The sequence below is a fragment of the Nocardioides pinisoli genome (genome assembly GCF_024199985.1).
Classification (GTDB): Bacteria; Actinomycetota; Actinomycetes; order Propionibacteriales; family Nocardioidaceae; genus Nocardioides; species Nocardioides pinisoli.
In genome coordinates this window covers 299453-325535 of sequence record NZ_JANARS010000003.1, presented here as the reverse complement: position 1 = coordinate 325535, position 26083 = coordinate 299453, and the positions used below count along the sequence as shown (strand labels likewise).

Annotated in this window: 25 protein-coding genes; 15 read left to right on the top strand and 10 right to left on the bottom strand. The window is 72.4% G+C overall.

The features are described 5' to 3' along the window. Positions 1 to 69: 69 nt before the first annotated feature. The 3 genes from NCI01_RS08630 to fgd all read left to right on the top strand — a co-directional run bounded on the left by NCI01_RS08630 (position 70) and on the right by fgd (position 3042). Complete coding sequence (locus tag NCI01_RS08630; protein ID WP_254181067.1) at positions 70 to 1041, top strand: AraC family transcriptional regulator; 972 nt, start codon at positions 70 to 72, stop codon at positions 1039 to 1041. Between the two features lie 119 nt (positions 1042 to 1160). Further along, positions 1161 to 1991: a sigma-70 family RNA polymerase sigma factor gene (locus NCI01_RS08625; protein ID WP_254181237.1), complete on the top strand. Its 831-nt coding sequence runs from the start codon at positions 1161 to 1163 to the stop codon at positions 1989 to 1991. Positions 1992 to 2031: 40 nt separating this feature from the next. Then, on the top strand, positions 2032 to 3042 hold the full coding sequence (fgd, locus tag NCI01_RS08620) for a glucose-6-phosphate dehydrogenase (coenzyme-F420) (RefSeq protein ID WP_254181066.1): 1011 nt from the start codon (positions 2032 to 2034) through the stop codon (positions 3040 to 3042). 272 nt (positions 3043 to 3314) lie between these two features. Here fgd and NCI01_RS08615 read toward each other — a convergent pair whose 3' ends face one another. The 5 genes from NCI01_RS08615 to NCI01_RS08595 form a co-directional block, all read right to left on the bottom strand. Continuing rightward, positions 3315 to 4130 carry an ABC transporter permease subunit gene (locus NCI01_RS08615; protein WP_254181065.1) on the bottom strand — a complete coding sequence of 272 codons (816 nt, stop codon included), beginning with the start codon at positions 4128 to 4130 and terminating at the stop codon, positions 3315 to 3317. After that, positions 4127 to 5026: an ABC transporter ATP-binding protein gene (locus NCI01_RS08610; protein WP_254181064.1), complete on the bottom strand. Its 900-nt coding sequence runs from the start codon at positions 5024 to 5026 to the stop codon at positions 4127 to 4129. The genes NCI01_RS08615 and NCI01_RS08610 overlap by 4 nt, the downstream gene beginning before the upstream one ends. Positions 5027 to 5116: 90 nt before the next feature. Then, positions 5117 to 6526 carry an NAD(P)/FAD-dependent oxidoreductase gene (locus NCI01_RS08605; RefSeq protein WP_254181063.1) on the bottom strand — a complete coding sequence of 470 codons (1410 nt, stop codon included), beginning with the start codon at positions 6524 to 6526 and terminating at the stop codon, positions 5117 to 5119. After that, positions 6523 to 7878, bottom strand: a complete 1356-nt coding sequence (locus NCI01_RS08600) for an aspartate aminotransferase family protein (protein WP_254181062.1) — start codon at positions 7876 to 7878, stop codon at positions 6523 to 6525. The genes NCI01_RS08605 and NCI01_RS08600 overlap by 4 nt, the downstream gene beginning before the upstream one ends. Continuing rightward, positions 7871 to 9415 (bottom strand): CoA-acylating methylmalonate-semialdehyde dehydrogenase, encoded by a 1545-nt coding sequence (locus NCI01_RS08595; RefSeq protein ID WP_254181061.1) that lies wholly within the window; start codon positions 9413 to 9415, stop codon positions 7871 to 7873. The genes NCI01_RS08600 and NCI01_RS08595 overlap by 8 nt, the downstream gene beginning before the upstream one ends. Before the next feature lie 106 nt (positions 9416 to 9521). Between NCI01_RS08595 and NCI01_RS08590 the strand changes: the two genes are divergently transcribed. From NCI01_RS08590 to NCI01_RS08580, 3 genes are read left to right on the top strand one after another with little or no spacing between them, the layout of a single operon-like run. Then, entirely contained in the window at positions 9522 to 11138 is a 1617-nt protein-coding gene (locus NCI01_RS08590; RefSeq protein ID WP_254181060.1) for a PucR family transcriptional regulator, read from the top strand. A 50-nt stretch (positions 11139 to 11188) separates the two neighbouring features. Beyond that, positions 11189 to 11524, top strand: coding sequence for a cupin domain-containing protein (locus NCI01_RS08585; RefSeq protein WP_254181059.1), 336 nt, complete (start codon positions 11189 to 11191; stop codon positions 11522 to 11524). A gap of 32 nt (positions 11525 to 11556) precedes the next feature. Continuing rightward, positions 11557 to 12984 carry an aminobutyraldehyde dehydrogenase gene (locus NCI01_RS08580; RefSeq protein ID WP_254181058.1) on the top strand — a complete coding sequence of 476 codons (1428 nt, stop codon included), beginning with the start codon at positions 11557 to 11559 and terminating at the stop codon, positions 12982 to 12984. Here the strand turns inward: NCI01_RS08580 and NCI01_RS08575 are convergent. Then, the gene (locus NCI01_RS08575; RefSeq protein WP_254181057.1) at positions 12978 to 13559 is read right to left on the bottom strand and encodes a carboxymuconolactone decarboxylase family protein; all 582 of its coding nucleotides are present in this window, start codon (positions 13557 to 13559) and stop codon (positions 12978 to 12980) included. The genes NCI01_RS08580 and NCI01_RS08575 overlap by 7 nt on opposite strands. A gap of 142 nt (positions 13560 to 13701) precedes the next feature. Between NCI01_RS08575 and NCI01_RS08570 the strand changes: the two genes are divergently transcribed. Both NCI01_RS08570 and NCI01_RS08565 read left to right on the top strand, forming a co-directional pair. Continuing rightward, positions 13702 to 14100, top strand: coding sequence for a hypothetical protein (locus NCI01_RS08570; RefSeq protein ID WP_254181056.1), 399 nt, complete (start codon positions 13702 to 13704; stop codon positions 14098 to 14100). Positions 14101 to 14259: 159 nt separating this feature from the next. Further along, positions 14260 to 15063: a SurA N-terminal domain-containing protein gene (locus NCI01_RS08565; RefSeq protein ID WP_254181055.1), complete on the top strand. Its 804-nt coding sequence runs from the start codon at positions 14260 to 14262 to the stop codon at positions 15061 to 15063. An 11-nt stretch (positions 15064 to 15074) separates the two neighbouring features. Here NCI01_RS08565 and NCI01_RS08560 read toward each other — a convergent pair whose 3' ends face one another. The 3 genes from NCI01_RS08560 to NCI01_RS08550 are packed head-to-tail and all read right to left on the bottom strand — an operon-like array spanning position 15075 to position 17304. After that, positions 15075 to 15911: an alpha/beta fold hydrolase gene (locus tag NCI01_RS08560; RefSeq protein ID WP_254181054.1), complete on the bottom strand. Its 837-nt coding sequence runs from the start codon at positions 15909 to 15911 to the stop codon at positions 15075 to 15077. After that, complete coding sequence (locus NCI01_RS08555; RefSeq protein ID WP_254181053.1) at positions 15908 to 16477, bottom strand: DJ-1/PfpI family protein; 570 nt, start codon at positions 16475 to 16477, stop codon at positions 15908 to 15910. The genes NCI01_RS08560 and NCI01_RS08555 overlap by 4 nt, the downstream gene beginning before the upstream one ends. A gap of 50 nt (positions 16478 to 16527) precedes the next feature. Beyond that, the gene (locus tag NCI01_RS08550; RefSeq protein WP_254181052.1) at positions 16528 to 17304 is read right to left on the bottom strand and encodes a GntR family transcriptional regulator; all 777 of its coding nucleotides are present in this window, start codon (positions 17302 to 17304) and stop codon (positions 16528 to 16530) included. A gap of 140 nt (positions 17305 to 17444) precedes the next feature. Between NCI01_RS08550 and NCI01_RS08545 the strand changes: the two genes are divergently transcribed. The 7 genes from NCI01_RS08545 to NCI01_RS08515 all read left to right on the top strand — a co-directional run bounded on the left by NCI01_RS08545 (position 17445) and on the right by NCI01_RS08515 (position 25702). After that, positions 17445 to 18710: an iron-containing alcohol dehydrogenase gene (locus tag NCI01_RS08545; RefSeq protein WP_254181051.1), complete on the top strand. Its 1266-nt coding sequence runs from the start codon at positions 17445 to 17447 to the stop codon at positions 18708 to 18710. Then, positions 18710 to 20185, top strand: a complete 1476-nt coding sequence (locus NCI01_RS08540) for an NAD-dependent succinate-semialdehyde dehydrogenase (protein WP_254181050.1) — start codon at positions 18710 to 18712, stop codon at positions 20183 to 20185. The genes NCI01_RS08545 and NCI01_RS08540 overlap by 1 nt, the downstream gene beginning before the upstream one ends. 81 nt (positions 20186 to 20266) lie before the next feature. Then, on the top strand, positions 20267 to 21700 hold the full coding sequence (locus NCI01_RS08535) for an extracellular solute-binding protein (RefSeq protein ID WP_254181049.1): 1434 nt from the start codon (positions 20267 to 20269) through the stop codon (positions 21698 to 21700). Positions 21701 to 21709: 9 nt separating this feature from the next. Beyond that, positions 21710 to 22651 carry a carbohydrate ABC transporter permease gene (locus tag NCI01_RS08530; protein WP_254181048.1) on the top strand — a complete coding sequence of 314 codons (942 nt, stop codon included), beginning with the start codon at positions 21710 to 21712 and terminating at the stop codon, positions 22649 to 22651. Further along, positions 22651 to 23559, top strand: a complete 909-nt coding sequence (locus NCI01_RS08525) for a carbohydrate ABC transporter permease (protein ID WP_254181047.1) — start codon at positions 22651 to 22653, stop codon at positions 23557 to 23559. Before NCI01_RS08530 ends, NCI01_RS08525 begins: the two co-directional genes overlap by 1 nt. Next, entirely contained in the window at positions 23559 to 24626 is a 1068-nt protein-coding gene (locus NCI01_RS08520) for an ABC transporter ATP-binding protein (protein ID WP_254181046.1), read from the top strand. The genes NCI01_RS08525 and NCI01_RS08520 overlap by 1 nt, the downstream gene beginning before the upstream one ends. After that, complete coding sequence (locus tag NCI01_RS08515; protein WP_254181045.1) at positions 24626 to 25702, top strand: ABC transporter ATP-binding protein; 1077 nt, start codon at positions 24626 to 24628, stop codon at positions 25700 to 25702. The genes NCI01_RS08520 and NCI01_RS08515 overlap by 1 nt, the downstream gene beginning before the upstream one ends. A 27-nt stretch (positions 25703 to 25729) precedes the next feature. Here NCI01_RS08515 and NCI01_RS08510 read toward each other — a convergent pair whose 3' ends face one another. Then, the gene (locus NCI01_RS08510) at positions 25730 to 26083 is read right to left on the bottom strand and encodes a response regulator (RefSeq protein WP_254181044.1); all 354 of its coding nucleotides are present in this window, start codon (positions 26081 to 26083) and stop codon (positions 25730 to 25732) included.

Genomic DNA, 26083 nt, shown 5'->3' with positions numbered 1-26083 from the left:
CGTGACTGGGCTACAGTCGAGGAGACTCAAGACGTCGGGTCGTTCCGCACTCTCCTTGAGGAGGTGCCGGTGGAGGAGCAGGGCTCCCGCCGCAGCACACCCGACGTCTTCGACTTCGAGGGCGACGGCGACGAGGCGCGCCACTGGCTGGACTCGGCCTACGGCACCGCACTGGGTCTGGACGGTCACATGGGGACCGTGCACCACCGGCGGCGCGAGCGCGGCGGCGTGTCGTTCGACCGCCTGCGCATCGACGACCCCGTCCGCTTCGACGCCGAGGCCATGCCGGTGCTCGTGGTCGTCGACGTGCTGGAGGGCGAGATCGAGTACACCCGGAGGTCGATCACCGACCGCGCCCGCGAGGGGGACACCGTCCTGGCGGCGGGATGGGGGATGCCGTTCTCCGGGGGCGGCACGGGCTACGACGTGCGCAACACGGGCGTGTCGCTCGAGGTGCTGAGCGCCGCCATCGCCGACATCGACCCCGACAGGACGAGCGACGACCTCAGGTTCCACAGCTTCGTGCCGCGCTCGCCCGCCGCGGCCGCGCAGTGGCGCGCCGTCGTCGACCGGCTCGGCGCCCCGGCGCAGGACGGCGTCGATCCCGCGGGCCAGGCAGGCGCGTCCCGGCTCCTCGCCCACAGCCTCCTGCACACCTTCGCCAACAACATCGTCGGCGACGAGCGCGGGGCCGCGCGTGACGCGCGCGACGCCAGCCAGTCCGTCGTACGGCTGGCGCAGCGGATCATCGAGGACCGCGCCGCGGACGAGCTGACCATGTCCGACATCGCCCGGGAGTGCCACGTCACCCCGCGCGCCCTGCAGTACGCCTTCCGGCGCCACCTCGACTGCACGCCGCACGCCTACCTCCGGCAGGTCCGCCTCGACCTGGTCCACCAGGTCCTGCGCGACGGCTCGGTGCCCACCGTCGGTGACGCCGCAGCTCGTTACAGTTTCTTCAACCCCGGCCGGTTCGCCGCGGAGTACCGCCAGGTCTTCGGCGAGAACCCTGGACAGACCTTGGTGCGCGCCTCGTCCTGACGGGTGAGTTCGCTTTGCGGCTGTCGCGGTGGGCTAGACCATGCAACTGTGGGTGTTGATCGTCAGCTGGAGACCACGGCCGACGCCATCAACACCCCAGGAAGCGAGCCGTGGATTCCATGTCGATCGCCTCTGCACTGCCCGCTGGGCACATCCCCGCCCAGCTCCGAACCGCCCTGCCCCTCGAGGGCAAGGCCCGCGCCCGTCGCACCGACGCCATCGTCTGCGACCTCCGCGACGTCCGCCGCAAGGCCGACGCCCACGACCTGACTCGTCAGCTCATCGAGACCAATGCGGCCGTTGCCCGCAGCATGGCCTCCCGCTACCGCAACCGAGGCATCGACCTCGACGACCTGGAGCAGGTCGCCCTGCTGGGCCTGACCAAGGCCGCGCAACGTTTCGACCCCGCCGCCGGTCACGACTTCCTGTCGTTCGCCGTGCCCACCATCCGTGGTGAGCTGCGCCGGCACTTCCGTGACTCGGGCTGGATGGTGCGCCCGCCGCGTCGCGTCCAGGACCTTCAGACGCGCATCGCCAGTGCGCAGGAGGAGCTCGAGGCACAGCTCGGCCGGTCGCCCCGGCCCAGCGAGGTCGCCACCCACCTGGAGGAGGACATCTCCGCCGTGGTGGAGGCGCTCGCCGCCGACGGGTGCTTCACGCCCACCTCGCTCGACGCTCCGGTGGCCGACGGCTCGTCGGCGCTCGGCGACCTGCTCGGCGACGAGGACCGGGCCCTGGCGCAGGCCGAGGCCAAGGTCATGCTCGACCCGCTGATGCGCGGCCTCACGGCCCGTGACCGGCGGATCGTGCGGCTCCGCTACTTCCACGAGCAGACACAGCAGGAGATCGCCGACGCGGTCGGGCTCACCCAGGCCCAGGTGTCGCGTGTCCTCACGCGGATCCTGGCCGACCTGCGGGCCGGTCTCGGCGAGCGGACGGCGGCCGCCTGATCCTGCGGGTGGTTGGGGGTCACCGTGCCACGATGGCGCGGTGCCCCCCACCCTCGCCGTCGGTTACAAGGCCTCCGCCGAGCAGTTCGGCCCCCGCGACCTCGTGGAGCTCGGCACCCGGGCCGAGGAGGTGGGCCTCGACAGCGTCTGGGTCAGCGACCACCTCCAGCCCTGGCGCCATGAAGGCGGGCACGCCCCGCACGCGCTGGCCGCCCTCGCGGCCATCGGCGAGCGCACCGAGCGCGTCGTGCTCGGCACCAGCGTGCTGACGCCGACCTTCCGCTACAACCCCGCCGTGCTCGCCCAGCAGCTCGCCACGCTCGCCCTGCTCAACCCGGGCCGCGTCGTGCTCGGCGTCGGCACGGGCGAGGCGCTCAACGAGATCTCGGTCGGTCTGCCGGAGTGGCCCGACTTCAAGGAGCGCTGGGCGCGGCTGCGCGAGGCCGTACGCCTGATGCGCGAGCTGTGGGCCGGCGAGCGGGTGAGCTTCGACGGCGACTACTACCGCACCGTCGACGCCACGATCTACGACCGTCCCGAGGGCGGCGTCCCTATCTGGGTGGCCGCCGGCGGACCGCAGATGGCCAAGTACGCCGGTCGCGTCGGCGACGGCTTCATCTGCACGAGCGGCAAGGGCATGGACCTCTACACCGACCGGTTGCTCCCCGCCGTCGAGGAGGGCCTCGCCGCGTCCGGGTCGCCGCGCGACTTCGCCCGGATGATCGAGATCAAGCTGTCCTACGCGCCGACGCGCGAGGAGGCGCTCGAGAACACCCGCTTCTGGGCGCCGCTGTCGCTGAGCGCCGAGGACAAGCACCGGCTCCACGACCCCGTCGAGATGGCCGCAGCCGCCGACCGGCTGCCGATCGAGCAGGTGGCCTCGCGCTGGATCGTCGCCACGACGCCCGACGAGGTCGTCGACGCCGTACGTCCCTACGTCGACGCCGGCTTCGACCACCTCGTCCTCCACGGCCCCGGCCACGACCAGGAGCAGCTCCTCGCCGCCCTCGGCTCCGACGTGCTCCCTGCGATCCGCGAGCTGGGTCGCTGATCCCTGCCTGGGTGCGACACCGGCCCGCGGTTGGGGAACCAAACGCATCGTGATCGCGCCGAAAGGCATGCGGATCGTTCCCCAGTCGCTCGGGGTGGCCATCGCCCGTCGCTTCCGTTGCGTCGTCCATCGCTCGACGACCACACCGCACCCCCCGATCCACCCCGAACGAGCCCGGAGCGCGCGTGCGTGAGTACGCAGACCCGGTCGGGTCGAGGTTCGACGGCGGCCGTGCGTGACACGAGTCGCGACCCGGGGCTACGAGACCGCCACTACTTGACCTCGGACCGGCGCAGGAAGAGGAGCCCGACGGCGAGGGGGAAGACGATCCAGATCGTCGTGGTCGAGGCGAGCATCGCCCACTCCTCACCGGTGTCCGTGGTGCCCTCCAGGAGCGCCACCTGGGTGTAGTTCCAGTCGATCCACGGCTGCAGGTCCCGGAACCACTCCCGCACCAACGCGAGCAGCTCGAGGATGCCGGGCACCACCAGCGAGGCCACGAAGTAGCCGACGATCGCCGCGGCCGAGGCCCTCAGCGCCACGCCGAGGGTGAAGCCGAAGGCCATGCCGATCAGGTTGTAGAGCATGATCTGGGGCGCCATCGACCACGAGACGTCCCACACGGTGTCGACGCCGGCGAGTGCGGAGCCGGCCACGTTGCCCACGGCGCCCACCGCGAAGGCGACCGAGACGGCAGCCAGGCCGACCAGGAGGGTCGCGACCGCCTTGGCGCCGATCACGCGGCCGCGGTTCGGCACCAGGGTGAACGTCGTGAGCCCACTCCGCTGGCTCCACTCGTTCGTGACGGCCAGGATCGCGATGATCGGCAGGATCACCGACATCGGGAAGCCGCTCGCCCTCACGAAGTTCTGGTACGTCACGTCGCCGTCGAGGCCGAGGACGAGGAGCGACCCGGCCGAGATGGGCGACAGGATGCCGATGCTGACGAGCATCCAGAAGCCCGAGCGGGTGTCGAACATCTTGCGCAGCTCGACCTTGACCAGCCGGGTGGTCGGGATGCGGCGAGCGGTCCGTCGGGCCGGTGCGGCTCCGGTGGTGGGGTCCGGAGGGACGAGCGTGGCGGTCATGCCGCGGCTCCTTCGCGCTGGGTGTCGGCAGTGAGCGACAAGAACATGTCTTCCAGCCCGGCGCCCTCGGAGGACCGGAGCTCGACGAGGGCGATGCCGGCGCTCAGGGCCACCGCCCCGACCCGACCGGGATCGGCTTCCGTGCGGACCGAGCCGTCCCTGGCGAGCGTGCTGGGGATCCCGGCCTGGTCGAGCGCGCGAGCGAGGTCGCGCGGCGACGACGAGCGGGCGAGCGTCCCGGCGGATGCCAGGAGCTCCTCCTTGCTGCCGGACGCGACGATCCTGCCGTTGCCGATGACGACCAGGTCGTCGGCGATGACCTCGATCTCGTGGAGCAGGTGTGAGGACAGCAGCACCGTGCCGCCCGCGCCGGCGAAGCCCGTCAGCAGGTCGCGCATCCACCGGATCCCTGCGGGATCGAGCCCGTTGGCGGGCTCGTCGAGGATCAGCACCCTCGGGTCGCCGAGCAGCGCGGTGGCGATGCCGAGGCGTTGGCGCATCCCGAGGGAGTAGTCGCGGACCCGGCGCTGGGCCTCGGTGGGGGTCAGGCTGACCAGCTCGAGCATCTCGTCGACCCGGGAGCGGGGCAGGCCCATGGTCTCGCAGGCGACGGTGAGGATCTCGCGTCCGGTGCGGCCGGCGTGCTGGGCCGAGGCGTCCAGCAGGACGCCCACCTCGAGGCCGGGGTTGGGGAGGTCGGCGAACCGGACCCCGTCGATGGTCGCGGCGCCGGACGTCGGGGCGGTCAGACCGACCACGACCCGCATCGTGGTGGACTTGCCGGCACCGTTCGGACCGAGGAACCCGGTCACGCGACCGGGCCGGGCAGTGAAGGAGACGTTGTCGACGGCGGTGAAGCCGCCGTACCTCCGGGTCAGGGACTCGACTGTGATCATGCACCCCACCCTCGCGACATCGCGCCGTGTGCGTATCGGCTCGATGGCCGGTCTCGTCCTGACCGAAAGTACGGTCCGCGGTCCGACCGCCTACGAGTCGAAACCCAGCCCCGCGCGGTCGAGCGCCCGCAGGAAGGCGTTGCGCCGGCCCTCGTGGTGGTCGGCGCGGTCGAGGGACCAGCGGGTGAGGTTGATGCCGGCCGAGGCGAGCGGCTCGGGCGGGAAGGGGAGCGGCCGCTCGCGCACCATGCGCAGCCCGGTGCGCTCGGTCGGCTCCCCGGCGAGCAGGTCGAGCAGGACGTCGGCGGCGAAGCGGGTGGCGCCCACCCCGAGCCCGGTGAAGCCGGAGGCGTGGGCGACCCGGCCGCCGTGCGTCGTGCCGTAGAACGCGGCGAACTGGGTGGAGGTGTCGATGGCGCCGGCCCAGCGGTGCGTGAACCGGATGCCCTCGAGCTGGGGGAAGGTCGCGAGGAAGTGCGAGGCGAGCCGCGCGTGGCTCTCGGGCCGGTCCTCGTGACGCACGTGCAGCCGGCCGCCGGTCGGGTAGACGGCGTCGTACCCGCCCCACAGCACGCGGTCGTCGGCGGTGAGGCGCGCGTAGTGGAACTGGTTGGCGAGGTCACCGAGGCCCTGCCGCCCGGCCCAGCCGATGGAGGCCCGCTGCGTGGCGGTGAGCGGCTCCGTGACGAGCACGTAGTCGTAGACCGGCACCGTCATCAGCCGGTTGCGTCGCAGCAGGGACGGGAAGACGCCGGTGGCAAGCACGACGTGGTCCGAGACCACGACCGCGCGGTCTGTGGCGACCTCGACGACACCGCCCTCGCGCCGCAGGCCGGTGACGGCCGAGTGCTCGTGGACCTCGACGCCGAGGTCGGCCGCTGCCCGGGCCAGGCCGAGCGCGAGCCGCGCCGGGTGGACGAGCGCGGTGGTGTCGGGCGCCAGGGCGCCGGCGAGGAACAGCGGGCTGTCGATCGCGGCGCGCACCTGCTCGCCGTCGAGGAAGTGGCGGGACGTCCGCAGCCAGTCGACCTGGTGGTCCTCGACCGCGACCGACAGCGCGCCGGTGCGCTCCCACTCGCAGGCCACGCCGAGCTCGCGCACGTCGGCCTCGAAGGCGCCGAGGTTGTCGGCGCCGAGGCGGTGGAGGACGTCGTACTCCTCGGGCCAGCGCGACCGGCCGTTCTCCTCGCCGTGGGTCAGCGACGCCTCGCAGAAGCCGCCGTTGCGGCCCGACGCCGCCCACCCGACGGTCTGCGCCTCCAGCAGCACCACCCGCCGGCCGGGGTCGCGGCGCTTGGCGCGGACGGCCGCCCAGAGCCCGAGGTAGCCGCCGCCGACCACGGTCAGGTCGGCGCGCGTCGAGGCGGTGAGCGGGTCGTACGCCGCTGCCGCGCCGACGTCGTCGAGCCAGAAGACCGCCGGCTCGCTCCCGGCCAGCGACTCGGCGACGAGCCGCGGGTCGGGGGCGTGCCGCTCGTAGGCGGTGAGGTGGGCCGTCACCCCGCCGCAGCCGTCAGGGCCGCGTCGAGGATCTCGAGGCCCTCGCGCGCCTCGTCGTCGGTGGTGGTCAGCGGCGGCACGACGTGGATGCGGTTGTAGTTGCTGAACGGCAGCATCCCGCGCTCCTGGCACCCCTTCACGATCGCGCCCATCTCCGGGCTGGAGCCGCCGTAGGGCGCGAGCGGCGCGCGCGTCGACCGGTCGCTGACCAGCTCGACGGCCCAGAAGGCGCCGGTGCCCCGCACCTCGCCGATCCACTCGTGCCGCTCCGCGAGCGCGCGCAGGCCCGGCCCGAGCACCTCGTCGCCGAGGCGGGCGGCACGGGCGACGACGTCGTCGTCCTCCATCGCGCGGATCGTCGCCACCGCCGCGGCGCACGCGAGCGGGTGGCCGGAGTAGGTGAGGCCGCCGGGGTAGGCGCGGTGCGCGAAGGTCGCGTGGATCTCGTCGCTGATCGCGACGCCGCCGAGCGGCACGTAGCCGGAGTTGACGCCCTTGGCGAAGGTCAGCAGGTCGGGGGTGGTGTCGCTGTGCTCGACCGCGAACCACCGTCCGGCGCGGCCGAAGCCGGACATCACCTCGTCGGCGACCAGCACGATCCCGTTCCGGTCGCAGATCTCACGCACGCCGGCGAGGTAGCCGGGCGGCGGGACCATGATCCCGGCGGTGCCGGGGATCGCCTCGAGCACGATCGCGGCGATCGTCGCCGGGCCCTCCAGCGCGACCACCTGCTCGAGGTGCGCCAGCGCGCGCTCGCACTCCTCGGCCTCGGTGGTCGCGTGGAACGGGCTGCGGTAGAGGAACGGCCCGAAGAAGTGCACCGTGCCGGTCGACCCGTGGTCGCTCGCCCACCGGCGCGGGTCCCCGGTCATGTTGACCGCCAGGTGGGTGCCGCCGTGATAGCTGCGGTAGGTCGTCAGCACCTTGTGGCGCCCCGTGTGCAGCCGCGCCATGCGTACGGCGTGCTCGTTGGCGTCCGCGCCGCCGTTGGTGAAGAAGACGTGGTCGAGGTCGCCGGGGGTGTGGCTCGCGATCAGCCGGGCGGCCTCGGAGCGGGTGCCGTTGGCCATCGCCGGGGCGATCGTGCAGAGGTGCTCGGCCTGCTCCCTGATCGCGGCCACGATGCGCGGGTGCTGGTGGCCGAGGTTGGTGAAGACCAGCTGGGAGGAGAAGTCGAGGTAGCGCTTCCCGTCGCCGTCCCAGACGTGGCTGCCCTCGGCGCGGGTGACGACCATCGGGCTGATCTCGGCCTGCGCCGACCAGGAGTGGAAGACGTGGGCGCGGTCGAGCTCGTAGGCCCGCGCGGCGTCGTGGGTGCCGGCGAGGTCGGAGGTCAGGGCGGTCTCAGTCATTGCGCGGGAATCCCAGCTCGAGGCCGCCCTCGGGGCGGTTGGCGGGGTCGATCCACCGGGTGGTGACGACCTTGCCGCGGGTGAAGAAGTGGACGCCCTCGGTGCCGTGGGCGTGGGTGTCGCCGAAGAGCGAGCGCTTCCAGCCGCCGAAGGAGTAGTAGGCCACCGGTACCGGGACCGGCACGTTGACGCCGATCATCCCGACGGTCACGTCGGCCTCGAAGCGGCGGGCCGCGCCGCCGTCGTTGGTGAAGACCGCGGTGCCGTTGCCGTACTCGTTGGCGTTGACCAGCGCGACGGCCTCGTCGTAGGACCCGACCCGGACGACCGAGAGGACCGGTCCGAAGATCTCCTCGCGGTAGATGTCCATGTCGGGGGTGACCTCGTCGAACAGCGTCGGGCCGAGCCAGAAGCCCTCAGCCACGTCATTCGAGCCGCCGCGGGCCGCGACGTCACGTCCGTCGACCACGACCTTCGCGCCGGCCTTCTCGCCCGAGTCGATGAAGGAGCCGACCCGGTCGCGGTGCGCCCGGGTGACGAGCGGACCCATGTCGGCCTCCTTGCCGGAGGCGTCCGCGCCGGTCGCGTCCCGGCCGCCGTCGCCGATCAGCAGCGTGCGGGTGCGGTCGGCGATCCGGGCGACCAGCTCGTCGCCGATCGGGTCGACCGCGACGAGCACGCTGATCGCCATGCAGCGCTCGCCCGCGCTGCCGTAGCCGGCGTTGACGGCCGAGTCGGCGGCGAGGTCGAGGTCGGCGTCGGGGAGGACGACCATGTGGTTCTTGGCACCGCCGAGGGCCTGCACGCGCTTGCCGTGACGGCTGGCGGTCTCGTAGACGTACTCCGCGATCGGGGTGGAGCCGACGAAGCTGATCGCTTGCACCGCCGGGCTGGTGAGCAGTGCGTCGACGGCGGTCTTGTCGCCGTGCAGGACGTTGAAGACACCGTCGGGCAGCCCGGCCTCCTGCCACAGCGCGGCCAGCCAGCCGGCGGCGCTCGGGTCCTTCTCGCTCGGCTTGAGCACGACCGTGTTGCCCGCGGCGATCGCGATGGGGAAGAACCACATCGGCACCATCGCCGGGAAGTTGAACGGGCTGATGATGCCCACTACTCCCAGCGGCACGCGCTTGGAGTGCACGTCGACGCCGGTGGACGCCTCCTCGCTGTGGCCGCCCTTGAGCAGGTGGGAGATGCCGCACGCGAACTCCACGACCTCCAGGCCGCGGGCGATCTCGCCCATCGCGTCGGAGTGCACCTTGCCGTGCTCGGCGGTGATGATCGCGGCGAGCTCCTCCTTGCGCGCGTTGAGCAGCTCGCGGAAGGCGAACAGCACCTGCGTACGCCGGGCCAGCGAGGTCGTGCCCCAGCTCCGGGCGGCGCGCGACGCCGCGGCGATGACCTCGGCGGCGTCGGCCTCGCTCGCCAGCGCGACGCGTCCGGTGACCTGCCCGGTCGCGGGGTTGGTGACGTCGGCCCAGCCGGTGGGGGAGCCGGTCAGGGGGGCGCCGTCGGCCCAGTGCACGATCTGCTCTGTCATGCGGCCATCCTGCGCGTCGTACGACGTCGGGGCGGGTGTCGGATCGTCGGCATCGGCGCTAGCGGCCGGACACTTCGTCACCCCGCGCCCGCGTAGGCTGGACGCTGTGGTCGACGTGACGCCGGGGGTGACGCTCCGCGAGGCGCTGGAGCTGCCGACGTTCCGCCGCGCCCGTCCCACCGTCGTGGCCGGTGCCACCGGGACCGACCGGGCGATCCGCTGGGTGCACGCCACCGAGCGCCTCGACGTGCGCCAGCTCCTGCGCCCGGGCGACCTCCTGCTCACCATGGGCACCGGGCTGCCCGCCGACGACGACGCGGCCGGCCTGGAGGCGTTCGTCGACGAGCTCGCCGACGTCGGCAGCGCGGGCGTCGTCGTGGAGCTCGGCCGACGGTGGGCGGACACGCTGCCCGACGCGCTGGTCCACGCGTGCGAGCGGCACGGGCTCCCGCTGGTGGTGCTCGCGCGCGAGACCCGCTTCGCGGCGCTGGCCCAGGAGATCGGCGAGCGCGTGGTCGACCAGCAGCTGACCGAGCTGCGCGAGGCGCAGCGGGTGCACGAGACCTTCACCGAGCTGAGCAACGACCTGGCCAGCCCCGTCGACATCCTCCGGGCCGTGCAGCGCCTGGCCGACGCGCCGGTCGTGGTGGAGAACGCCCAGCACCGGCCGCTCGACTACTTCGCCGGGCCCGACGGGGACGACGGCTTCCTCGACGGCTGGCCGGCGCGCTCGCGGCGCGTGGAGGTGGCCGGCCGCACCGGCTGGGACGCCGCCAACGGCTGGCTGGTGACGCGCCTGGGCACCACCGACCGCGCCTGGGGCCGGCTGGTCATCGGCTCGCCCGACGCACCGTCCCAGCGGCTGGTCGCCGTGGCCGAGCGGGCCGCGTCGGCACTCGCGCTCCACCGGCTGCACGACCGCGACCGCGGCACGCTGATGCGCCGCACCCACCTCGAGCTGCTCACCGGCCTGGCCGAGGACCCCGGCTCCGACGACACGCGTCGTCGCTGCGAGCTCGCCGGCTTCCCGGTGCACCGCCGCCACCTCACCGGCGTGATCGTCCGGGGACGGGTCGGCTCCGTGCCGCCGGCGGACCTCGACGAGGTGGCAGCGACCGTGGTGCGCTCCGCGCACGCGCTGCGGGTGCCGGCGCTGGTGTGCGAGGTCGAGCGCGACCTGCGCGTGCTGGTCTCGACGTCCCCCGGGGCGGACGCCGACGACCTGGTCGACCGGCTGGCCGCGCGGGTGCGGGCGCACCACGACGTCGTGGTCGCCGCGGGCCGCACCGTGCCCGACCGCGCCGGCGTCGCGCGCACGGTGGCCGAGGCCGGTCAGGTCGCCGATGCCGCCCCGCAGGTCCGGCGCGAGCAGGACCCCGACGTCCACCGGCTCGCCGACCTCCACCTGCGCGGGCTGCTGGCGCTGCTCGGCGAGGACGAGCGGGTCCGGCTCTTCGTCGAGCGCGAGCTGGGACCGCTGCAGGAGCACGACCGCGCCGACGGCTCGCGGACCGAGCTCCTCGCCGCCCTGCGCGCCCTGGTGCTGCACCCCTCCAGCAAGACCGAGGCCGCCGCGAGCCTGCACCTGTCCCGGGCCGCCTTCTACGACCGCCTCGCCCGGATCGAGGCGCTCCTCGACGCCGACCTCGACGACCCCGACGTACGCGTCTCGCTGCACGTCGCCCTCGTGGCAGACGAACTGTTGGGCGGGCGGGCCAAGTGACGACAGATCGTCGGCCCGCCGGTGCCCTGCCGCTGGGGACGATGGCCGGCATGACCCGCGTGACCACCCGTGTGCTCGACGTCGCCACCGCCGTGCCGACCACCCCGCTCGACCCCGGCACCGTCCTCCTCGGCGCCCCCGAGGCGGGGTCGCGCGCCCTGGCCGCGGTCTCGGGCGTGGAGGTCGGCGTGTGGGAGATGACGCCCGGCACCGCGACCGACGTCGAGGTCGACGAGGTGTTCGTCGTGCTGTCCGGGTCGGGCACCGTCACCTTCGACGACGGCGAGCGGGTCGACCTGCGCCCCGGCAGCGTCGTACGCCTGCGCGCCGGCGAGCACACCACCTGGGTCGTCCACGAGACCATCCGCAAGATCTACGTCGCCTGAGCACGACCGCCCAGCAGAGGGAGCACGGAGCCATGACCGAGACGATCCGCAACTTCATCGACGGCGAGCCGGTCGAGTCCGCCACCGCCGACTTCATCGAGCTCGTCGACCCGGTCACGGGGGAGCCCGACGGCCGCTCTCCGGTCTCCACGCCCGACGAGGTCGACCGGGCCTACGCCGCCGCCGAGCGCGCGTCGGCGTCGTGGAAGCGGCTCACCCCCGGAGCCCGGCAGGCGCACCTGCTCGACCTCGCCGCCGCCGTCGCCGAGCGACGCGACGAGATCAGCCGGGTGCAGGCCCGCGACACCGGTCAGCCGGTGCGCTACGTCGCGAGCGAGGAGGTCGACCAGGGCGTCGACCAGCTGCGGTTCTTCGCGGGCGCGGCGCGGCTGCTGGAGGGGAAGTCGTCCGGGGAGTACCTCGAGGGCCACACGTCCGCGATCCGTCGCGAGCCCATCGGCGTGGTCGGCCAGGTGACGCCGTGGAACTACCCCTTCGCGATGGCGATCTGGAAGATCGCGCCCGCGCTCGCCGCCGGCAACACGATCGTGCTCAAGCCCAGCGACACCACGCCCCGCTCGACCGCGCTGCTCGCCGAGATCGCCGGCGCGATCCTGCCGCCCGGGGTGCTCAACGTCGTCAACGGCGACGCCTCGACCGGGCGCCACCTCGTCGAGCACCCGACCCCCGGCCTCGTCGCGATCACCGGCTCGGTCCGCGCCGGCACCGAGGTCGCGCTCTCCGCGGCCAGGTCGCTCAAGCGCGTGCACCTCGAGCTCGGCGGCAAGGCGCCGGCCGTCGTGATGCCGGACGCCGACCTGCCCCGGGCCGCGGAGATGATCGCCGCCGCGGCCTACTTCAACGCCGGCCAGGACTGCACCGCCGCCACCCGCGTCATCGCCCACAGCAGCGTCCACGACGAGCTCGTCGACCTCCTGGTCAAGGCGGCGGAGGCGACGCGGCCCGGTCCTCCGTCGGACGAGGAGGCCGACTACGGCCCGCTCAACAACGCCTCCCACCTCGCCAAGGTCGAGGCCTTCCTCGCCGAGCTGCCCGGCCACGCCGACGTACGCACCGGTGGCTCCCGCCACGGCGACACCGGCTTCTTCTTCGCCCCGACCGTCGTCACCGGCGTACGGCAGGACGACCGGATCGTGCAGGAGGAGGTCTTCGGCCCGGTGCTCACCGTGCAGTCCTTCGGCGACGAGGCCGACGCGCTGGCGATGGCCAACGGTGTGCCCTACGGCCTGGCCGCCAGCGCCTGGACCCGCGACGTCGGCGTCGCCGACCGGCTCACCCGCGAGCTCGACTTCGGCTGCGTGTGGGTCAACACCCACATCCCCTTCGTCTCCGAGATGCCGCACGGCGGGTTCGGTGCGTCGGGCTACGGCAAGGACCTCTCGGGCTACGGGTTCGACGACTACACGCGCATCAAGCACGTGATGACCGCGCACTACTGAGCCGGCTGCTCCTCCTCGGGCGCACCCACGTCGAACACGTCGAGCAGCTGGGCAAGCGTGCGGTAGTAGCCGACCAGGACGATCAGCTCCGTCATGGTCGTCGTGCCCAGCGCGTCGGCGTACGCCGCATAGCTGTCGTCGTCCAGGTGTCCACCGTCGTCGAAGAGGTGACGGCAGAAGTCGTACGCCGCCCGCTCGCGGGGGTCCGCCGAGGTGAACGAGCCGTCGGCGAGCGCGGCGATCTCGTCCTCGGTGAGCCCGACGGCACGCCCGACCCGCTCGTGGGCGTACGCCTCGAACGCGCTGCCGGTGGCGGCGGCGACGGCGAGGATGGCGATCTCCCGGGTGCGGGCGTCCAGGCCGGACGCGTAGCGGATCGCCGACCCCAGTTCCTGCAGCGGCGCCCCCAGCGCCGGCTCGTGGAGCATGACGCCGAACGGGCCCGTCAGCGAGCCGTCCTCGCGCACCAGTGGGAAGTGCTGCGGTCCACTGCCCCGCGGTCCGCCCACGATCCGCTCGCGGAGCTCGAGCTGGGCCTGGCCCAGCTCGGCAGGGGTCAGGTCGGGCAGGCGCACGGGGTCCTCCTGGGCGGGGCGGGTCTGGGACAAGGATGACCGGACGGGTTCGAGGCGGCCACGGGGGTGGCACGATCACCGCATGACCTGCGTCCCCGGGAGGGGTCGTGAGCGCAGCCGCTGGCCGGGGCACACTTGACCCATGCGCTTCACCGAGCACGAGCTGACCGTCGCCGTCACCGCCGCCGCCAAGATCGTCGCCGGCGGCAAGATCGGCAAGCGCGGCAAGGGCGAGGAGAAGTGGGAGTCGATGAGCAAGATCGACCGCTACCACCTGCTCGAGGCGGTCGGCAGCCAGGTGCTGCCGGTCATGCTCGCCCTTCCCGACGTGGAGGTGCCCGCCGGCACCCGGCCGACCTTCACCGACGCCCAGATCGCCGAGGCCGTGGAGCAGACGCTCGGCGAGAGCGGGGTGGGCCGGCTGCGCCAGAAGGTGGCGGTCGCGGCGCGCCTCACGCTCGTGCGTACGGCGCTCGCGCAGCTCCCGGTGCGTCAGGACCCGGACGCGCTGATCGTGCCGGACTCCCTCGACGACCTGTGACCTGCGGCAGGGGGGTGGTCACCGGATATCCGGTGACCACCCCGCTTCGCACCCCAGATCTCGGCCACAAAGCAGGGATCTCGGGTGCGAAGCTCGCTCCGAGCGCCAGCTGAGGACCCTGAGAACGGCGCTCAGGATCGGTGCGTAGTCTCGTCGACGATGACTTCCACGAAGACCTCCCTGCTCAGCTCCCGCACCCTCGCCGCCATCGGCGTCCTGGTGGTCGCAGCCGTCCTCACCTTCGGCGCCTACATGGTCGGCCCGGGCTCGTCGGACGCCGACGGAGGCAAGGACGCCGCGGCGAGCTCGTCGCCGTCCGCCGACGCGTCGGCCGACGCCGCGGAGGGCCCCCAGCCCGACCTCGACGCCATCCCCGACGTGGTGGCCGAGGTCAACGGCGAGCAGGTGACGAAGGAGGAGTTCGTCCCGATCTACCAGGCAGCCTTCCAGCAGGCGGCCGCGCAGGCGCAGATGGGTGGCGAGAAGCCCGACGAGGAGGCGCTGCGCAAGCAGACGGCCGACAACCTCGTGGACACCGAGCTGCTCATCCAGGAGGCCGAGTCGCGCGGTCTCGAGGTCAGCGACGACGCCGTCGACGCCGAGCTCACCGACCTCGCCGAGCAGAACGGCATGAAGTCGGCCGAGGAGCTGCTGAAGGCGGTCGAGGCGCAGGGCGTCACCGCCGAGCAGGCGCGCCAGCAGGTCGAGACCCAGGCGATGGTCGAGCAGCTCGTCGCCGACGAGAACGGTTCGATCGAGCCGACCGACAAGGAGCTCCGCAAGCTCTACGCGCAGGTCAAGAAGCAGCAGGCCGCCGCCGGCGGGCAGGGGCAGGAGATCCCGCCGTTCGCCCAGGTGCGCGACCAGCTCGCGGAGCAGGCGACGAGCCAGGAGGTCGGCAAGGTGGCCACCGGGCTGGTCGACGACCTCCGCAAGGACGCGGACATCACGATCAACCTCTGACGCTCACGCCGTCAGGAAGGCGTCAGGAAGCCCGCCAGCAGCTCCTGGAACGCCGCGGGATGCTCCACTGGCGGCGCGTGGCCGCACCGGCCGAGGACGTGGAGGCGTACGTCGCGCACGTGCTCCAGGAGCGGGAGCGCGGCGGTCCGCAGTGGCGTGAGCCGGTCCTGTGCGCCGTGCACGAGGAGCACTGGCGCGCGCACCGCCGCCAGGGTGGTGGCCGAGAGCGTGAGGTCGTCGACCCAGCGGGTGCGGGGCGCGGGGAACATCGTGGCGAACGCCTGCGCCCCTGCCCGCATCGCCTCGGCGCGCGTGGCCACCGCCTCGTCGGTCACGAGCGACTGGTCCAGGACGAGGCGCCTCAGCATGTCGCGCGCCCCGGCCTCGCCGGGGACGGCCGACCAGACCGCGTTGAGGTCCGCCGAGAGGGGCGCCCCGGGGGCGCCCATGCTCGCGACGGCGACGACCCGGGTGACCTGATGCGGCCGCGCGGCGGCGAGGGCGAGAGCGACCGCGCCGCCCATCGAGTGGCCCACGACCGCGTAGGACGTCTCCCCGAGGGCGTCCATCAGGCCGGCGGCCTGCTCGGTCCACACCTGCCGGCCGCCTGAGGTCCCCGGCGGCAGGGGCGTGCGTCCGAACCCCGCCTGGTCGGGGGCGACCACGCGGTGCGAGGCAGCCAGCGCTCGGGCGGTCGTCGTCCAGGCGCCGGCCCCGGTCGTGCCGGGCCCGGACCCGTGCAGCAGCAGCACGGCGGGCCCGGTGCCCGTCTCCATGACGTGCACCGGGCTGCCGGCGACCTCGACGCTGCGGCGCTCGACCGCCGCTGCGTCGGCGGTCGCGGTCATGCCGACGCGTCGCCGATGGACTTGTCGAAGACCTGCATCATGGCGCGGCCGAACTGCGGCATGTCGGGCCAGCCGCGGCAGGAGACGAGGTTGCCGTCCACGCAGTCCGGGGCGTCGACGACCGTCGCGCCGGCGTTCTCCATGTCGCCGGTGATGGGCGGGAAGCAGGCCGTCTTCCGTCCCTGGAGGAGCCCGTAGACCGCCGGCACCTGCGCGCCGTGGCACACCAGCGCGATGGGCAGGTCGCGGGCGAAGAAGTGCTCGGTGATGCGACGCACGTCGGCGTCGACGCGGATCCACTCGGGAGCGCGCCCGCCCGGGATGATCAGCGCGTCGTAGCGCTCCAGGTCGACCTCCGACCAGGTGACGTCGACGGGCAGTTTGCGGCCGTTCTTCTCGACGTAGGCGTCGCAGTTGGGGTCGAACTCGTGGATCACCAGCTGGATGTCGCGCATCGTGAGGGAGGCGACGTCGACGTCCCACCCGCCCTCCTGCACGCGGTAGTAGGGGTACATGGTGTCGAGCTCTTCGGCGGCGTCGCCGGTCATGAGCAGTGCTCTGGGCACCTTGGTCTCCTCGCGCTCAGGTCAGATCAGATCCGATTGGATCGATCGGCTTAGGATTCCGTCGGGTGGGCGCCGGCGTCAAGCCCCTGTCCGGACCGGCCGGCCTCCTCGGACTCGTCGAAGAGCCGCCGGAAGCGGTCCCGCGAGAGGAGGATGTGGCGCCGCATGGCGTAGGCGGCTGCGTCGGGGTCGCGGGCGGCGATGGCACCGAGGACCTCCTCGTGCTCGCCCATGGCCAGGAAGGTGACCTCGGCGTCGTAGAGGAGCCGGAAGAGGTGCACGTGGGTGTGCAGGCGCGCCAGCGCTTCGCGCACGACCTGGTTGCCGGCGCTGTGGGCCACCAGGTCGTGGAAGGCGGCGTCGCGGAGGCCGAAGGCGCCGTAGGCGACGTGGCGGTCGCCCTCGACGAGCTCGGCCATGTCGTCGAGCATCCGTCGCAGGCCGCTGACCTGCTCGGACGACGCGCGTTCGGCCGCGTGGCGCGCCGCTGCGGGCTCGAGGAGCAGGCGGAACTCCACCATGTCCTCGAACCGCTCGCGCGTGATCTGGGGCGGTATCCGGTAGCCGGCGTGGGGGACCCGGACCACGAGCCCGTCGGCCTCCATGCGGTTGAGCGCGTCGCGGATCGGCGTCTGGGACACGCGCAGCTCGCGCGCCAGGGCGTCGATCGTGACCCGTGACCCGGGCTCGATGCGCAGCGACATCAGCTGCGCCAGGAGGGTGTCGTAGACCTCGTCGGCCAGGCGGCCGCGTGTGCGGTCCACCCGCAGCCGGTCCGTCGGCGGGGCCCGGAGCGCGCCGGCCTCGCCCGTCGTCGCCTCGTCCATGTCGTCGTCCCCTCTCTGCGTGTCGGCGCCCAGCCCTGTTGACAGGGGCCGGTTTCGTGGCTCATGCTCTCGCACCAATCGGATCGTATATGAAATGGGTCCGACGTTCTGCTTCTCCTTCCTTCCACCACGGAGCCCTCATGAGCATGCTCGGCATCCTGCGGAGCCCGCGCCAGGTCCTGTTCGGAGCCGGACAGCGCCATGCGCTCGGGTCGGTCGTCTCGGCGCTGGGCTCACGCGCCCTGGTGTGCACCGACGCCCGCTTCGGCGCCACCTCGGAGTTCGCCCACCTGCTCCGCCTGCTCGCGGACTCCGGCGTCGAGGTCACGACGTTCGCCGAGGTCGAGCCCGACGTCCCGGTCCACCAGGTGACCCGGTGCGCCGAGCTGGCCGCAGCCGCCGAGCCCGACGTCGTGGTCGGGATGGGCGGGGGCAGCTGCCTCGACCTGGCCAAGGCGGTCGCGGTCCTGCTCACCCACGGAGGGACGCCCGCCGACTACTACGGCGAGCTCCGGGTGCCCGGCCCCGTCGTGCCGGTCGTCGCCCTGCCCACCACGGCGGGCACCGGGTCGGAGGTGACGCCGGTGGCGGTGCTCACCGACCCCGACCGGATCAGCAAGGTCGGGATCTCTAGCCCTCACCTGATCCCGCACGTCGCGGTGTGCGACCCGGAGCTGACCGTCGGGTGCCCGCCGCCGCTCACCGCGAGCGCCGGCGCCGATGCGCTCTCCCACGTCGTCGAGGCCTTCACAGCGGTCCGCCGTCCGGCGACGAGCGGGCTGGCGAGCGAACGTGTCTTCGTCGGCAAGAACGAGCTGACCGACAGCTACGCCCTGCTCGGCGTCCGGCTGATCGCCGGCAGCCTGCACCGCGCCTGGTCCACGCCCGGTGACGTCGAGGCGCGCGAGGCGATGATGCTCGGCGCGACCGCGGGCGGCTTCGCCCTCGGCACCGCGGGCACGGCCGCAGCGCACGCCATCCAGTACCCGGTCGGTGCCCTCACCCACACGCCCCACGGCGTCGGCGTGGGCGCCCTGCTGCCCTACGTGATGGAGTTCAACCGTCCCGCCCGGGTCCCGGAGCTCGCGGCCGTCGCCGTCGCGATGGGCGCCCCGCCGGAGTGGTCGGCCGACGACCTCGCGGACGAGGCGATCGACCGGGTCGCGGCCCTGCTGGCCTCGGTGGGGATCCCCACGACCCTTGCCGAGCTCGGCCTCCCGGCCGACCAGCTGCGGTGGACCGCCGAGCAGGCGTCCGGAGCGGAGCGGCTGGTGGCCAACAACCCGCGTCCCCTCGACGTCGACGCGCTCGAGCACATCGTCCGCGCAGCCCACGCGGGTGACCGCTCTGCCCTGCGGGAGGCCGTGCCGGCTCCTGCCGTCCTCGGCGCCGCAGGCGGTGCGTGATGACGATCGTGGACGAGGTGCTGGTGCCGGTGGCCGACGCCATCGACGTGCCGACTGACCTGTTCGTGGCGGGTGCCTGGCGTCCCGCCGACAGCGGACGACGCTTCGAGGTGTCCGACCCGGCGACGGGTGCGGTGCTGGCCACCGTGGCGGACGCCGACACCGCCGACGCCGTGGCGGCGGTCGAGGCAGCCGACGCCGCCGCTGCCGGCTGGGCGACGACGTCGCCGCGCTCCCGTGCAGACCTGCTGATGCGCGCGTTCGACCTGATGCACGAGCGCAGCGAGGACCTCGCCCTGCTCATCTCCCTGGAGAACGGGAAGTCGCTGGCCGACGCCCGCGGCGAGGTCGCCTACGCGGCCGAGTTCTTCCGCTGGTACGCCGAGGAGGGTGTCCGTCTCCGCGGCCAGGTGGGCCATTCGCCCAGCGGGGCCAACCGGCTGCTGGTGGGCTACCAGCCCGTGGGCGTGAGCGTGCTCGTCACGCCGTGGAACTTCCCTGCCGCCATGGCGACCCGCAAGATCGCCCCGGCGCTCGCGGCCGGGTGCACCACCGTCCTCAAGCCGGCGGCCGAGACGCCCCTCACGGCCCTGGCTGTCGCGGCGCTCCTGGAGGAGGTCGGGCTGCCCCACGGGGTGCTCAACGTCGTCACCTGCTCCCGGCCGGGACCGGTGGTGGAGGCCATGCTCCGCCACCGACGCACCCGGATGCTGTCGTTCACCGGGTCCACGGAGGTCGGTCGGGTGCTGCTGCGCACCGCCGCCGACAGCGTCCTCAAGTGCGCCATGGAGCTCGGCGGCAACGCCCCCTTCGTCGTCCTCGCCGACGCCGACGTCGAGGCGGCGCTCGACGGCGCCATGGTCGCGAAGATGCGCAACGGCGGCCAGGCCTGCACGGCCGCCAACCGGTTCTACGTGCACAGCTCGGTCCACGACGCCTTCGTCGACGGGCTCATCGCGCGGATGGCCGCCGTCAGGGTCGGGCCCGGCCCTGACGAGGACACGGAGTGCGGGCCGCTCATCAACGACCGGGCGGTCAGCAAGGTCGACCTGCTGGTGCGCGACGCCGTCCAGCGCGGTGCCCGGGCCATGATCGGCGGCCGCGCACCCGAGGGCCCCGGCTCGTTCTACCCGCCCACGGTGCTCGTCGACGTACCGGCCGACGCCCGTGTGCTGCACGAGGAGGTCTTCGGACCGGTCGCCCCGGTGGTCCGCTTCGAGCAGGAGGACGACCTGATGCCGATGGTCAATGACACCGACTTCGGCCTGGTCAGTTACCTCTACACCCGCGACCTGGCCCGTGGCCTCCGCCTCGCGGAGCGCCTCGAGAGCGGGATGGTCGGGCTCAACCGAGGGCTCGTGTCCGACCCCGCCGCCCCCTTCGGCGGCACCAAGCAGAGCGGACTCGGTCGCGAGGGCAGCACCGAGGGGCTGCTCGAGTTCCTGGAGGCCCAGTACGTCGCCACCTCCTGGTAGCACGCCCCACCCGTCTTCTCGGACGTCTCGGACAGCCCAGCACCACCCGATCACCCACCCCGAGCAGGAAGCAGGAAGCAGATGCGGTACCTACAGCGAACGGGACGCAGGTCCCTTCCCGGCCGACCGGCACGCCTGGCCACGGCGGCCATCCTCGCGGCGACGGCCCTCGCAGCCTGCGGCGGCGGTGCCGGCGACGACAGCGGCGGTGCCGCGGCGGCCGGCGGCCCGACGGCGCCCGCGACGGTCCCCGAGCTCACCGACGACCCGCTCACCCTCAGCTTCATCTGGTTCGAGTGGCCCCCAGCGCAGGCGCTCGAGGACTTCGCCAACGCGGAGTACAGCAAGGAGCGCCCGAACGTGACCATCGAGGTCAACACGGTGCCCAACGCCAACTGGCACGACGCGATGTTCACCCAGTTCGCGGCGCGGCAGACCGACTTCGACATCCCGATCCTGGACTCCCAGCACATCGGTGAGGCCGTCACCAACGGCAACATCCTCGACATCACCGACTTCGTCAACGAGAACATCGAGGTCGACGCCTACGACCCCTACCTCCTGGCCGCCTACGGCCAGTACCCGCAGGCCGAGACGGGCCAGCGCGACGAGGACGCCAGCCTCTACGGCCTCCCGCTGCTGGGCGACACCTGGACGATGATCTACCGCAAGGACCTCATCGGCGACGAGCCCCCGAAGACGTGGGACGAGATGATCGACGCGGCCCAGAAGTGCCAGGACGAGAACCCCGGCGTCAGCGGCCTGGCCTTCCACCAGGCCAACGGCTCCGACGCCGCGGCCGTCACCTACAACACGGTCAACGGCGTCTACGGCGGCAACCTCTGGAACGCCGAGGACAAGACGGTCGAGGGCGTCATCAACGACGAGGCCGGCCAGAAGGCCATGGACGTGCTCGTCAACGAGATGAAGCCGCTGACCGCGAAGGGCTCGGGCAACTGGTTCATCGACGAGGTCAACGCCGCGGTCGCGCAGGGCAAGGCCTGCATCGCGTTCCAGTGGATCGCCGCCGCCGGAGGCCTGGTCGACCCCGCACAGTCGACCCTCGGCAAGACCGAGGACGAGATCCTCGACAAGCTCGGCTTCGCCACCCTGCCCACGCAGGACGCCGACGTCGTGCCCCTCGGCGGGATGGGCATGCACATCTCCGCCTACGCACCCTCGGAGCGGCAGGCCGAGGCCCTCAACTTCATGAAGTGGTTCGAGCAGGAGGACATCCAGAAGAAGTGGGCCGCGGCCGGCGGTGTGCCGGCGCGCACCGATGCGCTCGAGTCCCCGGAGTTCCTCGAGGCCGGACCGTTCAACCAGGTCTACGCCGACTCGGTGTCCCGCATGCGGGACATGTGGAACGTCCCGGAGTACGCCCGGCTCATCGATATCGAGAACACCAACGTCAACGCGGCGCTCAACGGCGCCAAGGACCCGGAGCAGGCCCTCGACGACATCGCCTCGGAGCAGCAGAGGGTGCTGGACTCCGCTGGCGGCGGCGGACTGTGAGCTGAGCCGATGACGACGACGAAGGACCACCCGGTGCAGGAGGCGCACGCGGCGGCGCCCCCTGCGCCGGGGGGTTCCCCCCGCCTGAGCGATCGCGGCCTGGCCGTGGCGTTCATCTCCCCGGCCCTGTTGCTGCTGCTCGGGATGTCGGTGTTCCCACTGCTGTGGGCGCTCTACCTCTCCTTCACCGACTACTCCGCCACGCGCGACGTGCCCGCCAACTTCGTCGGGGTCGAGAACTACACCAACATCCTGACGTCGGACCAGGTCCACCAGCGGGCGCTGACGACCCTGCTCTACGTGGTCGGCGCGGTCACGCTGCAGACCGTGCTCGGCTTCGCGATCGCCTTCCTGATCTCGCGGCGTACGCACGGGCGGGGGGCGCTGACCACCATGTTCCTGGTGCCGATGATGCTGTCGCCGGTCGTGGTCGGCCTGTTCTGGAAGTTCATGCTCGACGCGCAGTTCGGGGTGATCAACTCCATGCTCGGCTCGCTCGGCCTCGGGCAGGTGGAGTGGCTCACCCGGCAGCGGACGGCGTTGATCTCGCTGATCGTGGTCGACACGTGGCAGTGGACGCCGTTCATCATGCTCATCGCGCTCGCCGGCCTCACCGCCGTCCCGAAGTACCTCTACGAGGCCGCGTCCATCGACCGTGCCTCGGAGTGGTTCCGCTTCCGCCACATCACCTTGCCGATGGTCTGGCCGCTGCTGCTCATCGCGATCATGTTCCGCGCCATCGAGGCCTTCCGGCTCTTCGACCTCGTCTACATCCTCACCAGCGGAGGCCCAGGGGTCTCCACCGAGACGCTGTCGTTCCACGTCTACAAGGTCGCGTTCCTCGGCTTCAACACCGGGACCGCATCGGCGTACGGGATCTTGATGGTCCTCGTCGTCATCGTCCTCGCGCAGTTCTACCTGCGCTACCTGAACAAGCTCAAGGAGGGCTGATGGCCATCACCATCGACGAGGCCGTGCCCGTGTCCGCCACGCACGACGCGCCGCCGGAGCGCCGCCGCGGCGGACGAGGGCGGATGGTGGTCGAGGTCGTGCTGCTCACCGCGCTGGCGGTGGCCATGCTCTTCCCGGTGCTGTGGATGCTCGAGACGTCCATCAAGGAGAACCGCGACGTCTACGCCGTGCCCGCGAAGTTCTTCGGCTTCGACCTCACCCTGGCCCACTACAAGGACGTGTTCGTCGCGCCGGGCGGCGGCCGGTCGGACCTGTCCGGGTCCTTCCTCAACTCCGTCATCGTGGCCGGTGCGTCGACCGTGCTGGCCACCGTGCTCGGAGTCCCGGCGGCCTGGGCCTACTCACGCTTCAGCATGAAGGCCAAGAAGGACCAGCTGTTCTTCATCCTGTCGACCCGCTTCATGCCGCCCGTGGTCGTGGTGATCCCGATCTTCCTCATGTACCGATCGCTCGGCCTCATCGACAGCAAGCTCGGCCTCGTCCTGATCTACGCCGCGTTCAACGTGCCGTTCACCATCTGGATGATGAAGGGGTTCGTCGACGAGGTCCCCGCAGAGTACGAGGACGCGGCGATGCTCGACGGCTACACCCGGCTGCAGGCGTTCCACAAGTTCACCCTTCCCCTGCTCGTGCCGGGGATCGCTGCGACCGCGGTCTTCGCGCTGATCTTCTCCTGGAACGAGTTCGTGTTCGCGATCTTCCTGACCTCCAGCCAGGAGGTGCGGACGGCGCCTCCCGCCATCGCCGGGCTGATCGGTGGCACCACGGTGGACTGGGGACTCGTCGCCGCGTCCGCGGTGGTCTTCGCCCTGCCGGTACTGGTCTTCGCCTACCTCGTGCGCAAGCACCTCGTCGCCGGTGTCACCCTCGGGGCGGTGCGTCGCTGATGGCCGGCATCGAGGTCACCTCACTGCACAAGAAGTACCCGGACGGCACCGTCGCCGTCGACCACGTGGACCTGTCGATCGGCGACGGCGAGCTGTTCGTCATGCTCGGCCCGTCCGGGTGCGGCAAGACCACCACGCTGCGGGCGATGGCCGGTCTGGAGCGCCAGACGTCGGGCGACATCCGCATCGGCCGGACGCTGGTCAACGACCTCCCGCCGGCGGAGCGCGACATCGCCATGGTCTTCCAGTTCTACGCGCTCTACCCGCACCTCCGGACCCGCGACAACCTCGCGTTCCCGCTCCGGGCCGAGGGCAAGCCCGAGAAGGAGGTCAGGGAGCGCGTCGCCGAGGTCGCCCGGATGATGCAGCTCGAGCGGCTGCTCGACCGCAAGCCGCAGCGCCTCTCGGGTGGCGAGCAGCAGCGCGTCGCCCTCGCCCGGGCCCTCGTCCGCCGGCCGCAGGCCTTCTTGATGGACGAGCCGCTGACCAACCTCGACGCGGAGCTGCGTGCGGACGTGCGCACCGAGATCAAGCACCTGCAGGCCGAGCTCGGCACCACGATGGTCTACGTCACCCACGACCAGGTGGAGGGGATGTCGCTCGGGCACCGCATCGCCATCCTCAACAAGGGCCGCGTCGAGCAGGTCGGGACGCCGCTCGAGGTCTACGACCGCCCGGCGAGCCTGTTCTGCGCCGCCTTCATCGGCTCGCCGCCGATGAACCTCATCGAGGTGCAGGTGGCCGAGGGTGCGCTCCGCGGCGCGGGCGGCCTTGTGCTCGCACCACCGGACGGCCTACCGCGCGACCGCTCGCTCGTCGCGGGCGTACGACCGGAGGCGCTCGAGGTGACCGCACCCGGTGCCGACCGCACGGTCCCCGCCCGGGTCGTCTCGGCCGAGGCCCTGGGCGACGAGATCATCTACGTCGTCGACCACGGCGGCGACAGCGACGTACGGGTCCGGATGCCACCGACCGCGCGGTTCGCGGCCGAGGAGCAGGTCGGGCTGCGCCACGCCGGCGGGACCCCGCCGGTCTACGACACGAGCACGGAAGAGTTGGTGGCCTGATGGGAACCGTGGCAGCGCACGGGCTGCGCAAGTCGTTCGGCGAGGTGCAGGCCCTCGACGGCGTCGACCTCGACGTGCCCGACGGCTCGTTCTTCGTGGTGCTCGGCCCGTCCGGGGCGGGCAAGACCACCACCCTCCGGGCGATCGCCGGGCTCGAGACGCTCGACGGCGGGTCGGTCCACCTCGACGGCAGGGACGCGACGGCCGACACCCCGGCCGCGCGCGACCTCGCCATGGTGTTCCAGAGCTATGCCCTCTACCCGCGGCGCACGGCGTACGAGAACATCGCCTCGCCGCTGCGGGCCCGCAGGGCGTCGTCGAGCGACATCCAGGCGGCCGTGCAGCAGGTCTCCGCCCTGCTGCACATCGAGCGGCTGCTGCAGCGGCGCCCGGCGCAGATGTCCGGCGGGGAGATGCAGCGCGTCGCTCTGGCCCGAGCCCTGGTCCGGCGCCCGCGTGCCTTCCTGATGGACGAGCCGCTGACCAACCTCGACCTCAAGCTGCGCGTGGAGATGCGCACCGAGCTCACCCGGATCCACCGCACCCTCGGCGGCACCTTCCTCTACGTGACCAACGACCAGGTCGAGGCGCTGTCCATGGCCGACCGCGTCGCGGTGCTGCGAGAGGGGCGGGTGCAGCAGGTCGGCACGCCGACCGAGGTCTACGAGCGCCCCGCCAACCAGTGGGTGGCCGGCTTCGTCGGCAGCCCGCGCATCAGCCTGCTGGCCTGCCGGGCCGAGGGCGACCGCCTCGTCGGGGCGCAGGGCTGGTCCCTCCCGCGGCCGCGGTGGACCACCGCCGAGGACGGCCGGCCGCTGCTGCTCGGCCTGCGGGCCGAGGACGTGTCGGTGGAGAAGCGGGGCGAGGCTGCGCTGCCCGGTGAGCTCTACGGCCTCGAGCCGCTCGGCGACCGCACCGTCGTCGACGTCAAGGTGGGCTCGGAGATGGTGAAGGTGAAGGCGCGCCCGACGGTGACGGGCACGCCGGGGGAGCGGGTGTCGGTGACCGTCGACCTCGATCGCGCCCACCTCTTCGACGCCGACACCGGACTCGCGCTCGCCACCTCGGGGAGGTAGCCGACGGCCCGGCTCGGCCTCCTCGGCTCAGGGTGCGCCGGGGAGGTCGAGCAGGGTCTCGACCGCGGCGAGGAACTCGCGCCGGTTGAACGGCTTGGGCAGGAAGTGTCGGTGCGCGTCGCCCACGTCGAGGTCGCCCGACATGATCAGCACCTTGGTCGTCGGGCTGGTGCGGCGCAGCTCGTCGGCGACCGCGAGCCCGGTCATCCGCGGCATGTGGTGGTCGACCACGACCAGGTCGAAGGTCTCCGTCGACGCGTGGGCGATGACCTCGGCGCCGTCGTCGGCGAGGGTGACCGCGTGCCCGGCCCGCTCGAGCACGTGCCCGATGAAGTCGCGGATGTCGGGCTCGTCGTCCGCGACGAGGCTGCGCAAGGACAT